The organism is Pseudotabrizicola sp. (assembly GCF_030684215.1).
Classification (GTDB): Bacteria; Pseudomonadota; Alphaproteobacteria; order Rhodobacterales; family Rhodobacteraceae; genus Pseudotabrizicola.
This window is the reverse complement of sequence record NZ_JAUXOV010000025.1, coordinates 1-14,165: the sequence shown is the minus strand read 5'-3', so window position 1 is coordinate 14,165 and position 14,165 is coordinate 1. Positions and strand designations below refer to the sequence as shown.

The window sequence follows — 14,165 nt, the reverse complement described above, 5'->3', positions numbered from 1 at the left end:
CGACAGCTCCGCTGCATCGCGCGCCATCACGAAAACCCCACCGCTGTGCCAAGGTTATGTTGCCCAGACTCGCGAAAACTCCTGCAGAAACGCACCAGATACCGCCACCGCAACATAACAAGCGCCGCAACATGTTCGGTGCATTTCCCAGAAGCGCCCGCCCCCGACGTGGGGCCAGTCAGCCGGACAAACAGCGATCTCCCTGGATTGTTCTGCAGATCGCCGACCATCCAGTAGGAGCCTTCCCGCCTCCCGGCGGGAAGATAATGGCGGCAAACGCTTTCGGCATTTTGCGAGAGGTCTCGCAACAGATCTTCTGTTTCCAATGACATGGCACACACGATTAACAACCCTTGCGTGCATGTAGACCCTGGACGGGGAAACGTGCAAGCAGGTGATCGAGCACTTCCACACCGCCAGAATCCGTCGGACAGAAGAGGCGCAGCTTCCAGGCGATGATTTCCGAGAAAAAGCCATCGGCCTTGAGCCGGTCCTTCTGCGCTTCCGTGAACCCGGAGAGCTCGATCCGGTTCACGCCCATGACCCGGGAGCGGTGCAACTCCATCCCTTCAGCCAGCCGCACCACGGTTTTGCCCTCCAGAATGAGGGCATGCACCTGCGCCGCGGAAAGCTTCGGCGCGTCATCCGTAAGCGTGGTCGCGACCCAGGCGGGCGAAACCCGGCGGCCGATGATGCGCTGGCCATCGTCGGTTTGCAGCCGGTAGACGCGGGTTTCGTCCTGCGGCAGCTGCTTCCAGATTGGCAACAGAAGCCCCGCGACGATGTGCAGCGTGGCTTCCGAGAACTCCGGCACCTCAGCCAGTTCCGCTGTCCAGGCGGCAATGAAGGCCGTACGATCAGCCTCCAGCCAATGGGTGTCGTACATCATCTTGACCGAGAAGGTGCTGGCCTCTGTTGGGCGGATCAGGCGTAGGCGCGGCTCGATGGTGCCGTCGTCCAGCATCAGGCTGGTGGCGGGCACTTGCACCGCAGCGCGCCCCGACCGGCTGTTGACCAGAAGCCGCGCTTTGGGGTCGTCAAGCCAGTCGAGCGCATTCACGAGGGAGGTCGGTGAGTTGCGCCGCTTTTCTGCGATCGTCAGAAGCTGGGTTTCGGCGCTGGAGCCGGGATGGGTGTAGATGACCCGCGCATCGGTCACGCGGAAGCTCTCGGCGCGGAGCGTCTCCAGCCCGAGGTCGTAGACCCCGGCGGCGATGGCGCCCTCGATGCGCTGCGCCAAAAGGTCTTCGAATGCGGTGAACAGAATGCCCTGCATATGAATCGTCAGCGCAAGCAGGCGATTGAGGAAGGTCGTGATCGGCGGCAACTCGTCTTTCAGCCCATTGTCATCGGTCAGGCTGAGACCGGTCGCATCCTCGAATGCGCCGAGCGAGCAGCCCGCCACATCGCCGCGATAGATGCGGCGATAAAGCTGACGCAGGGCATCGCGGGCATAGGGGCTCTCGAGGTTATCCTCGGGTCTGAACAGCCCCTGCCCGCCGGTTTGGCGCTGACCCCGCGTGATGGCACCGAGCGTGTCGAGACGGCGCGCGATGGTCGAGAGGAACCGCTTCTCCGCCTTCACATCTGTGGCGACCGGCCGGAACAACGGCGGCTGCGCCTGATTGGTGCGGTTGGTGCGCCCAAGGCCCTGGATTGCGGCATCGGCCTTCCAGCCGGGTTCCAGGAGGTAATGGACCCGTAGGCGCTGGTTTTTGGCTCCGAGATCGGCGTGGTAACTACGCCCCGTGCCGCCTGCATCCGAGAAGATCAGGATGCGCTTCTGGTCATCCATGAAGGCGGCGGTCTCAGACAGGTTGGCCGAACCTACCCGGCTTTCGACGACAAGCCGCGCCGCAGGACCCTCGCCCTTCCTCACGATGCGGCGCGAGCGGCCTGTGGCCTCGGCTACGAGGTCGGTCCCGAAGCGCTGGACAATCTGGTCAAGCGCCCCCGGCACGGGCGGCAGCGACGCCAGTTTTTCAATCAGGGCATCGCGCCTGCGGGCAGCCTCACGGCATTCAACAGGCTGGCCGTCCCGCACGACGGGTCGCGACGACAGATTGCCCTCGCTGTCGGTGAAGGGCTCGTAGAGCTGCACCGGGAAGGAATGGGCGAGGTAATCCAGGACGTATTCGCGCGGGGTGATGTCGACGCGGATGTCGTTCCACTCCTCGGTCGGGATCTCCGACAGGCGCCTTTCCATCAGCGCCTCGCCCGTCGAGACAATCTGGATGACGCACGCCTGCCCCGCCACGAGATCGGCGTCGATGGCGGCGATAAGGGCGGGGGTTTTCATCGAGGTCAGAAGGTGGCCGAAGAAGCGCTGCTTGGCGGACTCGAAGGCCGAACGCGCGGCGGACTTGGCCTGCCGGTTGAGGGTGCCGCCGCTGTCGCCTGTGATATTGGCAGCCTCCATCGCAGCGGCGAGGTTGTTGTGGATGATCGCGAAAGCCCCGGCATAGGCATCGTAGATGCTTCGCTGCTCGGGACTGAGCGCATGAACCAGGATCTCGTATTCGACACCGTCATAGGACAGCGACCGGGCGGTGTAGAGGCCAAGGGAGCGCAAGTCACGGGCGAGGACCTCCATCGCAGCGACGCCGCCCGCCTCGATGGCCTCGACGAATTCGGCGCGCGTTGCGAAGGGGAAGTCTTCCCCACCCCAAAGGCCGAGGCGTTGTGCATAGGCGAGGTTGTGAACTGAGGTAGCCCCGGTGGCCGAGACATAGACCACGCGCGCATTCGGCAGCTTGTGCTGCAGACGCAGGCCCGCCCTCCCCTGCTGCGAGGCCTCGGTATCGCCCCGCTCGCCCTTGCTGCCTGCGGCATTCGCCATGGCGTGGCTTTCGTCAAAGAGGATCACGCCATCGAAGTCAGGCCCCAGCCAGTCGACGATCTGGTCGACGCGGGATTTCTTGGCCCCTCGCTCCTCGGACCGCAGTGTGGCGTAGGTCGTGAAGAGGATGCCCTCAGAAAGCGGGATGTCGCGGCCTTGCGCAAAGCGCGATAGCGGGGTCACCAGCAGGCGCTCCTGGCCAAGCGCCGACCAGTCGCGCTGCGCATCCTCCAGCAGCTTGTCGCTCTTGGAGATCCAGAGCGCCTTTCGGCGACCCTGCGCCCAGTTGTCGAGCAGGATCCCGGCGGATTGGCGGCCCTTTCCCGCGCCGGTGCCGTCGCCAAGAAAGAACCCGCGGCGAAAGCGGACAGCGTCTGCGGCGTCATCGGGCGCGGCCGAGACCATGTCGGCGGTCTCGTCGACGGTCCACGATCCGGCCAGATGTGCGCCGTGCGCCTCGCCGGCGTAGATCACCGTCTCAAGCTGTGCATCGGACAGAAGGCCGTCGCGCAGAATGGTCGCTGGCAGCCTGGGGCGGTAGCTAGGTTTTGGGGGCGCGACCGAGGCCATGGCCGCCGATTGCACCAGCTTGGTCGGGTGCGGTTCCGCCCCGGGGATGGCGATCGCCTGCAGGCGGAAGGTCTCGTAAATTGCATCCGAGATGCGCGCGGTATCATCGTTCTCGCGCACCCCGCGCAGGGTGTAGGCGAGCTCTTCAGCCTCGATCGCCGCGATGGTTTGGGCCGGTTGGACGACCGGAGTCGCGCGAGAAATTCCGATGGCCTTGCGTGTGGAGGGGGCAGAGTTTCCCGGGAAGAGGGAAAAACGGCTCTGCCTTGCCGTGGCGGCCTGATCCAGTTCGAGACGTGGCGGAACGTCAGCGGTGATCCGGGAGAGGAGATGCGTTACATCCGGAGAGGCCAGCTGGCGCAAGTCAGCCGTGACACCACCCATTTCGCCACCACGGCATTTGTCGAAGACCGAAATCCGGGTCTCGAAAGTGGTACCATGCTTGGCGAAAGCCGCCCCCGACACTGCGCCGGTGAAAACCAGATGCGCGGACTCGGTTAGGCGGGCAAAGGTTTCCACCCAGGTGGGCGCATCGGGCGCGAAACCAGCCCCTGTGATGGCGACGAGCCGTCCGCCGGGGGCCAGACGCGCGAGGGCCGAGCGCAAATGTCGGGCCGTCGCCTCGGTGGTGCGGGCGTCGACATTGGCCACCGCCGAGAAGGGCGGGTTCATCAGGATGACGCTCGGGCGAAAACTCGTGTCGAGATGATCGTCAATCTGCGCGGCGTCAAAGCGAGTGACCGGGCGGCCCGGGAACAGCAGGCGAAGAAGGTCAGCCCGGGTGTCTGCCAACTCGTTCAGAGCGAGGCCGCCGCCCGCAATCTCGGCAAGAATTGCCAGAAGCCCGGTCCCGGCCGAAGGCTCGAGGACCAGATCGTGGGACGTGATCTGTGCAGCAGTAAGGGCCGCCAGCCCCATAGGCAGCGGTGTGCTGAATTGCTGAAAGCGCTCCATCTCTTCGGAGCGCCGGGTATGCGTGGGCAAGAGACCAGCTACCTTGGCGATGATGGGCAGCAAGGCAGCGGGCGAGCCCGCCCGGGCCATAAGGGCGCGGCCGAATTTCCTTAGGAAGAGAACCAACGCCACCTCGCCCGCCTCATAGGCGAGCTTCCAGTCCCAGACACCATTGGTATCGGAGCCGCCAAAGGCGCGCTCCATTTCGAGACGCAGGCGCAGCGCGTCGATCTGAAAACCCTGCGCCAGATCCGGCTGCAGGGATTGCGCCACGATCAAAATAGCGTCGGCGGTGTCGGGGCATTGCAGCGGGGCAACCAGCGGCAGCGCGGTTGCAACAGAAGTCTGAAACGTCATCGGGGTTCTCCAGATTGGGACAAGGACAAACCGGCGGGGCACTCTCTCTGTCCCCCTTCGGCTTAGCCCTTTCCCGCTCCCCTCTGCCTCTCAAACCCCGGAACTACGGATGCGCGGCTTGATTTTGTTCCCGTAATGTTCTATATGCAAACTCAACGCCACAAGGGAGATGTCCCATGGAAGCCACGACCTTTGCCCTGCCCGCAACCCCGCGCCAGATCGCCTATGCGCGGTCCCTCGCCCTGCGGAACCAGACCCTCCTGCCTTGGGAAATTCAGTAGGATCGGCGCTCCTTAAGCGCCTGGATCGACGCGCAGGCGCAGATGAAACCCCTCTCCGCGCTCGACAGCCTGCCGTCATCCAAGCAGGTCGCCTTTGCCGAGCGTCTCGCTCGAATCAAGCGCCGCGCTGTCCCGGATGAATGCTTTCGCGATAAGGGCCTGATGTCGAAGTGGATCGACGGAAATAGGTGAAAACCAGCGAAAACGGGGCTTTATTGCTTTGTTGAGGGACATCGACTACGTTCACGGGACAGAAATCTGCACAGAGTTGATGCCATGCCCTCGGTTGCCGCAAAGGTGATGTCGACAGTCAGCGCACCCTACGGCGTGCTGGTGACGGCTGCGCAGCTTGCCGAGAAAATCGCCGATATCAAGAGTGCCGATTCCTACGATTGCAGCGTCTTCGCTTTCCTGTCCGAAGTGTCGCCCGTACTGCAGCAATCGTTCATCGACGAGATGGGGGTCAGCAAGGACGCGGTCGCGGAAGTTGCAAGGAAGTTCTCCGATCTCGCCGGATACAAGCTGTCGGTCGGGCAACGGCCCCTTCAATCAATTTCCGGCAGGCGATAGATCCGGCATTGGCCTGCAGAATCGACTTCGATCACCCGGTTGATCATGTGATCGGCCGGGGTCTCACTGGCACCAGCGGCCACGGTCTCCAAGAATGCTACTGCTGTCTGAAGCAGTTGCAAGCAACGATCCCGGGAAACACAAGGCAGGATCAGAAGACCTGGATGAAGGTCTTCTCGGCCGACTAGTCCACGGAAATCCCGGGCATTTTCGGTGACGATGATCCGGTCCTCCACAATGGCGTTGCGGAGGACCACATGGTCAGGATCGCCACGCCTGCCGATATCGCGGGGATGCACGGCGGCATGTTGCCCTGTTTCGTTGAGCCGAGCCGCAACCTGTGGCGAGATGCATTCATCAATGAAGAACTGCATCACTCAGTGCCGGACAGGGGCATCCGGCACCCATGGCCGCCCCGACGGGCGCCCGCGCAGCGGGTGGGTTTTGGCGTAGGTCGAAGCGGCCAGGAAGGCCGCCTCCGGAATGTCGGGGTAGTCCTCGACGAGATCCGCGACCGTATCGCCGCCTTCAAGGCGCCCAAGAACGGAATAGACCGTCAGGCGGGTGCCCCGAATGACTGGCGTTCCACCAAGAATATCGTCATCGGCAACAAGATGGGCATCACGTGCCGCGTGGTACGCCAGAGCGTTCCGGGTGCGTGTGCCTGCCATACCCTCAAGGTTCAGGATTATGGTCTCGTTCAGACGCACTTCGGCGAGGCGAGCCTCGCCGACAAGACGACTACGGCTGACAATCGTCCAGATGCGCCGCTTTCGGGAGATGGGAAGATCGCGAAGCCATTCATCGTTGATCGCCGAGAGATAGGGAACAGCAGCCAGCGGCAATCTGCGAGTCAACCGACGCGTCAACACGTCTGTCACCTTTTCGGCATGCAAGATTCCCGACTCGACCGATTTCTCGATTAGCTTGGTCGAAACGCCCGCAAGATGGGCTGCTTCGTTGATGGTGAGTTCTGCTGGCATAATGTTTCCCCGATCAGGAAAGATATATAGGCGACTTTGCGTGTCGACGCAAGGAGGGCGCTGCCGAGCGCCCGTCACCCAAAGCGCCGCCCTCCTTCGGTGAAGGTGTACTCATTGATAACAATCCCCTCCTCGACGACCTCGTCCGAGGTCAGATGGTCATATTCGGCCTCAAGCTGCCGATAGAGCCAGCGGGCGAGATCGCGCAGCGCCTCCACAATGGCCTCTTCACTGCCCGCAGTCGGTGGCTGACCCGTCGGGCTGTCGCGCGATACGTCGATGGTCATGCAATACTCGTGGTAGTACCGCCCGCGATGCGTCACATCGGCGCTGAGCTGATAGAAGTTCTGCCGCTGAGCGGCCTGCAGGCGGTCGGCAATACCGTGCAGGGTCTGATCCTTCGGTGCGTAGGCGCGGATTTCGCGCGCGCAGCCATTGGCGTGTCCAACCGTCGCCTCGAAGGAAGCGCCGTCTCCCTGTGACGAAAACCCCGAAAACCAGATGCAGGGCTTCTGCCGGGTGCCGCCCCCCATCAGCCGAACAGAACGGCGCTTCAGGCTGACCCCGAGGATGTCGCAGATGCGCTCGAAGTCATCATAGACCACATCCCACCAATCGTCGTGGAACGCAGCCTCGCGATACCATCTGCGGGCTTTCTCCTTGGCCGCATCGGACAGTTCCGGGAACTGGTAGACGGTGGTGCATATGATGTCAGGCATCGAGTTCCTCCCCGTTCAACGCTTCGGCCAGCCATATCTGGGTATTCACCCAGCCGATGACCTTTCGCGCTCCGAGGTCGATCAGATGTGCGCCACCGCCAAAGGCGTCCAGGCGCGGACGAGAACATGTGTTGGAATGCTCGAAGCCCCAGAGGCCAGACAGATCGAGCTCTTCCGCCAAGCGCAGGATGAACGCGGTCACGGCCTCGACGTCGCCGCTTTCGTCGTCGCCGATCCATAAAACGCCGCTCTTCGGGCCGTCCTGAACCGACCAGTCAAAGCCGTGGAACTGCGGTTCCTCCGACTTATCATCGTCGTCGCGAAGGGCGGCGAAAAAGTCGCGCGCGCGCGCGGCCCTTTCGGGCGTGCCGACGTCGAGCAGACAGGAGAAGTGGGTAAAATAATCGGCCATTGGGCCCTCCAGATGCGAGGACGCCCGGCCTCCGTGGCCGAGCGAGATGGAAATTTCGAATTGGTAGTTGAAGCGGGCGTCAGTCCGGCTGCACGCTCGGCTGGTCCTGAGCCGCCTGATGGGCGGTGAGGAGATCGCGGTAATATCGCTTGCGCGCCGCGCGCCAGCTGCGGACGGCGAGCGTGTCTGGGTGCAGGCGCCGGATCGCCACGCGCAGAACCATCAGGTTCGTCGCCTCCGGCGGCACGCACAGGTCTTGATAGGCCCGGCACATTTCAGCGGACCTCCACGAAAGGCGGAGCCAGATGCGGATCGACGAGGGTTTCGATCCTCTCGGCGCGGCCCATCCACGGTTCAGGCCGAATAGGTTTCAACCAGTCCGTGAAACAAGGGATGAACCCGAGGTCCTCCCGCACATGCTGCTCTCCGACCCAACGGGTCGGAATGATCCGGCCGGTGGAGAGCGTGATCGTCGGGCCAAAGATTGCCTCCGAGAGCCAGATCCCAGCCGAATGATGAAACATCGCGCGGTGACGAAAGTCTGCACAGTGGGCTTTTGAGCTATCAATTATCTGGACACTTGCGATTTCACCTCCAAGGCTGAAGTTTTCACCTTTTTCCGAGGACCGATTATGCAAGTCACCAGAACTCCAGAGGGGACTGTCCCTCTCTACTTTGTCCGTGATGATGCAGGCAATTCCGTTGAACCGATTCACGATTTCCTCCGTTATCTCGACGCTCGAGGGTCATCCCCGAACACCATTCGCTCCTACGCCTACGACCTGCGGCGCGTGTGGGAGTTCTTCGAAGCCCGAGGGCTCGAGTGGCAGGGCTTCAACATCGCGAATGCCGTCGATTTGATCGCTTACCTGCACGACCGGATCGATATGCGCCCCGGCCGGTCCGCAACTGCGCCTGGCCCAGATCGGCTGTCACCGGCAACGGTCAATCGAGCACTGGCCGCAATGTCGTCGTTCTGCGACTGGGCGATCATCGCAGGGACGCTGACCCCGCCAAACCCGATGCGGGTCAGCAAGAGTATCAACAAGCCTTCGGTCACCGATCGGCACCGACCGTTCTTTGAAGGCATTTCCCGTCGCTCAGCGAGCGTGCGCGTAATCCGTGTCCGCAGCGTTCACCGCCTGCCTCGTCCGATGAATGACGACCAGATCGAACGTCTCCTCGCCGAGCTGACCTGCCTGCGCGATCGCGCCCTCGTGCTCCTGATGCTTCATGGCGGCCTGCGGCCGGGTGAGGCGCTCAGCCTGCATCTCGAGGATATCGCCTATGGGCGGCGGCGCGTGACCGTTCGATGTCGCGATGACCACCCGAAAGGGGCACGCGGAAAGTCTCGCGTCGAGCGTGTCGTCGACCTGCATGACGGGCAGGCCCTCGATACCATCAGCGGCTATGTTATGCGCGACCGTCCCCGCGAGACAGACACGCCGTTCATCTTTCTGGTCGGCGGAAACGGCACGAGGCGATCTGAGCCCTTGTCCTATGCCGCGTTGGCAAAAGCCTTCGCGCGAGCGGCGGAGCGCGCCGGGATCAAATCTCCCGGCGTCACACCGCATGCGCTGCGGCATACCCACGCCACCCGCATGTGGGAAGCAGGCATGCGAGAGCTGACTCTCCAGCGCCGGCTCGGGCATGCATCACCGGAATCGACCCGCATCTACACGCGCGTGTCCGACGCCACAGTGCTCGCCGAGTACAGCCGTGCAATGGGGCTAAAGCCATGACGACTCCACCACCGACTGCCCTGCAAACCTTCCCGACTGATATCTCACCGTCGCACTGCGAGGAGGAGGAATATCGCACATTCATCCGCGGCCTCGACATGACCCGCTATATGAAGAACCGTTATATCGCTCAACGTCGAGAGTTCGTCGTCGCCTTTCCCGATCTCGCTCTTTGGTGCGAACAACCGCTTGAGGTTCGGCTCGGGCGACTTCACGGAACATCCGCCTTCACACCTGAACACCCCGCCTCGTTCTGGGCGCGGCAATATCTCTACTACCTCGCCTTAACGGACCGCCTGCGCCTCGACTATGGGTTCCTCCTGTCGATTTCGCCCATGTATGCCGCCCAACTCGCAAATTACTTGGGCATCGATCTGGGTATTCCGGATCTCCGCAAGCGCCAGAAAGCGATGGGGTATCACCAGACGACGCCACAGGGGTCGACCACCTGGGTGGTTTCTCGCATCGCGCTTCATACCGGCATACGTTCGCCTGAACTTATCACCTCCAACGACCTTGACGTGTTGAACGATGCAATTTCTGCATATGCGGCGTCTTCCCTGATGAAGCGCTTCCATGGCTATGACCCGCAGAAGGCCAAGACGACCGCCCATTTCTGGCACCGATATGTCCGACAGACACAGCTTGTCCTGCACCACCTCGGCAACGGCATCGCGCGACCACGCATGACCGCCGACAAGCGGAGGCCCTATGTCTATCCGAGGCCGGATATGGGTATTTTCATCGAGCGCTGGCTGGAGATCAAGCGCACCAGCCTTTCCAGGGTGACGGTCGACCACTGCGCTGTGTCACTCCGCCGCTTTGTCGACTTCCTGGTTCGCCACGATCCAAAGATCGAGAAGTTCGCCAATGTCACGTCCGAGGTGATGACTGCCTTCCTGATCGATCTGAGAAGCCAAGTGGGCGCCAGAACCAATCGTACCCTGTCGATTACCGCCCAGAGATCGCGCGCACTTCATGTTGCGCAATTCCTCAGCGAGGGCGCGGCTTGGGAATGGCCGGATTTCCCGACGCGACCAGTTCTGAACACGCGCGATCTTCCCCGCCTTCCGCAGCGCCTGCCCCGGTATATCCCTGCCGAACAGCTTGGCCCCCTCATGAATGAGGTCCGCAAGCTTCCCTGCGATTTCCAGCGCGCCGCAATCCTGACCGCGCGTTGGTCCGGCGCCCGTCGGACAGAGATCGCAAGATTGCCCGTCGACTGTCTGGACGCCTATCCCGACGGGACGCATCGGCTGCGGATTCCTGCTGGAAAGACCTATAGGGAACGGCTTGTGCCGCTTCACCCTGAGGCTGCTGACGCTCTTCGCAAGGTCATCGACCTGCGCACAAAGTCGGACGAACGCCCGGTTCCAGATGCCAGAACCGGCCATTACGTCAAGTTGCTCTTCTACCGCCGCGGTGTCGCGATTTCGCCCGACTACCTGTTCAACTATCCACTCAAAGACATCTCTCACCGACTTGGTCTGGTCGATGGGAAAGGGCAGAACCTCATCTCGGCACATCGCTTCCGCCACACGGTCGGCACGGAACTCGCCGAAGGTGGGGCACGGATGCAGACGATCATGGACGTGCTTGGGCATCAAAGCCCGCACATGTCGATGGTGTATATCCGTGTCAGCGATGAAGCGGTGCTCGCTGACTATCAGTCCGTGTTGAAACCCGATGCGCCGATCGCCGGACCCGCGGCCGAGATCATCCGCAATCAACGCCTTCCACAGAACACGGTCGATTGGCTGAAGTGCAACTTCCTGAAGACCGAGCTCGAACTCGGCCATTGTCTGCGGCTGCCGGAAGAGGGACCCTGTGAATGCGACCTTTACCTGAACTGCGCCAAATTCGTCACCACCCGCTCCTATGCACCGAGACTGCGGGCGCGCCATCGCCTAGAACTTAATCTGACAGAGGATGCGCGTTGCCGGGGTTGGACACGAGAGATCGAGCGGCATTCAGGAATAGCCTTCCGCATCGAACAGCTTCTCGTCGAACTGGGCGAGCCAGTCGCAGACGCGGCACAGGAAGTTGGAGAAACAGTCGAAGCGGCACGGAAAATGTCGCGGTAGCCCACAGGTACCTCCCCGCCGCCCGCTCCGCTGCGCGCGTATCCGCGCTACGCGGGCGGCGGGGGCCCTCCTATGGACAACCACGACAAACCCCGGCCAGGAGAACAAAAACAGCTTGATTGTCGGGATAACATCGAACCAAGCATGGATGGACTGGAAATCGTCGACGGTGCCGCCCCATTTTTTCACCGAAGACAGGGCGTGGTGATACGGATGTGCCATTGCCGCCCCCTCAAAATTCATGGGTGAAGAGTTCGGACGACGTGAACCGTTCGTTGAACTCGAGGTGGATGCAGCGGGCCGAGGCATCGAAGCAGAACTCGCCATAGGCGCCGTTGTTGTTCTCCCAACCGCCATGGGTGTCGGCAAGAAAGTCATAGGCCAGTTGCTCGACAACATCCTCGAGCGACAACTGACGCATCTCGACCTCGGGATTGTCCCAAGTCAGGGCGGCGTAGGGGATTTCCACGGCGGGGAAGTCCACAGCCTTGTCGCCAGCCCATGCGCCGATGTTTTCAATCTGGCCGCTATCGCCTTCGCCGTCGAAGGTCACCGTGACATGGGTGATGCCGGCGGCGGTCAAGCCGTCGAACAGGCGGTCCCGGTTGGCGGGGCGCAGCGCATCGATGCGGGCACTGCGTTCAGATTGGGCGACAAAGACCTGCGCGAAGTCGATGCTGGACGGCGGCATCGGGGCCGCGAGGGTGGGTTCAACGTGGGTCATGACAATCTCCGGAAATGAGGGAAGGGGTAGAGCCAGCGGGCGCGATCTCTCTCGCCCCGCACAGCTCGCAAGACCCCCCTGCCCTCCCCTGACTCTGCGGCGTCATGCGGCGACCTGCAGTGCACGGGCAGCAAAGGCGCGCCAGAGCGGGTCGACCAGCCGCGCCTCGAGAAGGTCGGCACGCTGCCGCAACTTTTGGGAAAGACCATGCTCCTGCCAGTCGGAAGTGCTGCTTGCGTGCGCCCGCAACTGGCTGGCCTCGCTCACCACCGCGCGCGCCTCGGCGGCGCTGATCACCGGACGGCACCAGGCCACCGCGCCATCGGTTGCGGCCCCGGCCAGAACCAGACGGTCCTCACGATCAAGGATCGCCAGCATTTGCGGCGGCGCGTCGCAGGCCATCTGGTCCGCATGGACGATTGCCCCCCGCATGGCCTCGGCCAGCGTAGCGAACCGGTCGAGTACGAGGGGCCGCGCGGTGCCAGACATCGCTGCCCCCGAGCTGTGGTCAGGAGTGGTCAGGGCAAAGGCCAGGTCGGTATCCGCAGCGGCGTTGTCAAACGCCGGATGCGGGGGAACCGGGAACACGGGTGCCGATGCCGGAAACGAATGGTCAAACATGTCGGGATCTCCGACGGCGCAGGAAGCCTCTCTTCCCGCCTCAAACCGTCAAAGACCAAACCGCCGCCCTCTTCCTCGAAGGAGCGGCGGGATTTGGTCACCGCAAGTCTCAGATCTTGCCCAAGGCCCGCAGGCTCACCTCGGACCCAGCTCCGACGATGATGTGGTCGTGCAGCGTCAGGCCGAGATACTTGCAGCCCTTCTGAATCTCCTTGGTCATGCTGAGGTCCGCCTCCGACGGCGTCGGATCGCCCGAGGGGTGGTTGTGGATCAGGATCAGGGCGCTGGCGTTCAGAATCAGCGCCCGCTTGATCACCTCTCACGCGGATAGACCGGGACATGGTCGACCGTGCCGGTCGAGAGAAGCTCATCGGAGATGATGCGGTTCTTGCGGTCAAGGTAGAGGACGTGGAAGCGCTCGATCGGCCCGCGCACGCTGAGCGCACTATAGTCCAGCAGCGCCTGCCAGCTGCCAATGACCGGGTTTTGGCTCAGGTAGCGGCCGAGGATGTCACGGGCTTCGAGGACGATGGTTTCTTCCTGGGGGGTCATGGGGATTCTCGCTGAAATGCGCGGGCCGAAGCCCCCTGCCCTCTCGGGGCGGAGCCAGTGGCATGCATGTGGAAGAGGAAAGCGCGACCGCCGCGCGCGAGGGCGGTCGCGTTGTCGGGCCCGGCGTCAGCCGACCCGGTCGAGGAGCTTCTTCGCGCGCCCTTCCATGTCGAGGCGGGCGTCTTGCTGGGTCTTGTCGCGCGCAAGCCGCGTGATGCCCTGCACGAAGTCAAAGATGCTCTCCGGCGGGCGGCCTTCTTCCATCAGCACTTTCTCGATGATCTTGCCGGACTCTGCCTTCGAGAAGCCGCGCTTGCGAAGGAAGTCATCCCGATCCTCATCTGTCCGCGCGACGATCTGCTGCCGCGCCGCCTTGATGCCGTTCACAAACCCCTGCGGCGAGGAATTGGCAAACCGCGTCAGCGCCGGGGCCGCCTCATGGGCAAAGCGAGAAGCGGCGTATTTCGAATGCCGTATCTTGATCTCCTGGAAATCCTCGACGCCCCAGAGGTTGCGGTTCTGGCACACCGCCCGCAGGTAAAAACTCGCTATGCCCAGCGTCTTGGCGCCCACCTCGGAGTTCCAGCAGTAAAAGCCCCGGAAGTAGAGATCGGGAGAGCCATCGGGCAGCCGGCCCGCCTCGATCGGGTTGTGATCGTCGACGAGGAACAGGAAGACGTCGCGGTCCGAGGCATAGAGCGTGGTCGTGTCGCGGCTGATCTCGACATCGGGGTTGTAGACCCCGGTTGACCAGTCG

Annotated in this window: 12 protein-coding genes and 5 pseudogenes; 4 read left to right on the top strand and 13 right to left on the bottom strand. The window is 62.6% G+C overall.

From position 1 onward, the window contains the following. Positions 1–143: 143 nt before the first annotated feature. Positions 144–332: pseudogene (locus tag Q8K08_RS04215) on the bottom strand (DNA primase); the annotation flags it as partial. 11 nt (positions 333–343) lie between these two features. Further along, the gene (locus Q8K08_RS04210; protein ID WP_305249288.1) at positions 344–4,720 is read right to left on the bottom strand and encodes a bifunctional class I SAM-dependent methyltransferase/DEAD/DEAH box helicase; all 4,377 of its coding nucleotides are present in this window, start codon (positions 4,718–4,720) and stop codon (positions 344–346) included. A 176-nt stretch (positions 4,721–4,896) separates the two neighbouring features. On the opposite strand from Q8K08_RS04210, the pseudogene Q8K08_RS04205 reads away from it, so the two are divergent. Further along, positions 4,897–5,193, top strand: a pseudogene (locus Q8K08_RS04205) (hypothetical protein). An 84-nt stretch (positions 5,194–5,277) separates the two neighbouring features. Further along, complete coding sequence (locus tag Q8K08_RS04200) at positions 5,278–5,571, top strand: hypothetical protein (protein WP_305249287.1); 294 nt, start codon at positions 5,278–5,280, stop codon at positions 5,569–5,571. Here the strand turns inward: Q8K08_RS04200 and Q8K08_RS04195 are convergent. The 6 genes from Q8K08_RS04195 to Q8K08_RS04170 all read right to left on the bottom strand — a co-directional run bounded on the left by Q8K08_RS04195 (position 5,547) and on the right by Q8K08_RS04170 (position 8,323). Continuing rightward, on the bottom strand, positions 5,547–5,945 hold the full coding sequence (locus Q8K08_RS04195) for a DUF5615 family PIN-like protein (RefSeq protein ID WP_305249286.1): 399 nt from the start codon (positions 5,943–5,945) through the stop codon (positions 5,547–5,549). The genes Q8K08_RS04200 and Q8K08_RS04195 overlap by 25 nt on opposite strands. 3 nt (positions 5,946–5,948) lie before the next feature. After that, entirely contained in the window at positions 5,949–6,554 is a 606-nt protein-coding gene (locus Q8K08_RS04190) for a DUF433 domain-containing protein (protein WP_304800463.1), read from the bottom strand. Between the two features lie 74 nt (positions 6,555–6,628). Further along, positions 6,629–7,273 carry an antitoxin of toxin-antitoxin stability system gene (locus tag Q8K08_RS04185; protein WP_305249285.1) on the bottom strand — a complete coding sequence of 215 codons (645 nt, stop codon included), beginning with the start codon at positions 7,271–7,273 and terminating at the stop codon, positions 6,629–6,631. Beyond that, on the bottom strand, positions 7,266–7,685 hold the full coding sequence (locus Q8K08_RS04180) for a hypothetical protein (RefSeq protein ID WP_305249284.1): 420 nt from the start codon (positions 7,683–7,685) through the stop codon (positions 7,266–7,268). The genes Q8K08_RS04185 and Q8K08_RS04180 overlap by 8 nt, the downstream gene beginning before the upstream one ends. 79 nt (positions 7,686–7,764) lie before the next feature. After that, positions 7,765–7,959: a hypothetical protein gene (locus Q8K08_RS04175; protein ID WP_112312774.1), complete on the bottom strand. Its 195-nt coding sequence runs from the start codon at positions 7,957–7,959 to the stop codon at positions 7,765–7,767. Position 7,960: 1 nt separating this feature from the next. Beyond that, on the bottom strand, positions 7,961–8,323 hold the full coding sequence (locus Q8K08_RS04170) for a hypothetical protein (protein ID WP_370870506.1): 363 nt from the start codon (positions 8,321–8,323) through the stop codon (positions 7,961–7,963). On the opposite strand from Q8K08_RS04170, the gene Q8K08_RS04165 reads away from it, so the two are divergent. Together Q8K08_RS04165 and Q8K08_RS04160 are read left to right on the top strand one after the other, a co-directional pair. Continuing rightward, positions 8,318–9,427, top strand: coding sequence for a tyrosine-type recombinase/integrase (locus Q8K08_RS04165; RefSeq protein WP_305249283.1), 1,110 nt, complete (start codon positions 8,318–8,320; stop codon positions 9,425–9,427). The genes Q8K08_RS04170 and Q8K08_RS04165 overlap by 6 nt on opposite strands. Then, positions 9,424–11,511 (top strand): site-specific integrase, encoded by a 2,088-nt coding sequence (locus tag Q8K08_RS04160; RefSeq protein ID WP_305249282.1) that lies wholly within the window; start codon positions 9,424–9,426, stop codon positions 11,509–11,511. Before Q8K08_RS04165 ends, Q8K08_RS04160 begins: the two co-directional genes overlap by 4 nt. A 132-nt stretch (positions 11,512–11,643) precedes the next feature. Here the strand turns inward: Q8K08_RS04160 and Q8K08_RS21910 are convergent. From Q8K08_RS21910 to Q8K08_RS04140, 5 genes and pseudogenes are all read right to left on the bottom strand, one after another. Continuing rightward, a pseudogene (locus tag Q8K08_RS21910) lies at positions 11,644–11,733 on the bottom strand (hypothetical protein); the annotation flags it as partial. A 10-nt stretch (positions 11,734–11,743) separates the two neighbouring features. Then, positions 11,744–12,235, bottom strand: a complete 492-nt coding sequence (locus Q8K08_RS04155) for a DUF6878 family protein (protein ID WP_305249281.1) — start codon at positions 12,233–12,235, stop codon at positions 11,744–11,746. Positions 12,236–12,337: 102 nt separating this feature from the next. After that, positions 12,338–12,856 (bottom strand): DNA repair protein RadC, encoded by a 519-nt coding sequence (locus Q8K08_RS04150; RefSeq protein ID WP_305249280.1) that lies wholly within the window; start codon positions 12,854–12,856, stop codon positions 12,338–12,340. Between the two features lie 109 nt (positions 12,857–12,965). Beyond that, positions 12,966–13,408: pseudogene (locus Q8K08_RS04145) on the bottom strand (RadC family protein). A gap of 126 nt (positions 13,409–13,534) precedes the next feature. Further along, a pseudogene (locus Q8K08_RS04140) lies at positions 13,535–14,165 on the bottom strand (DUF932 domain-containing protein); the annotation flags it as partial.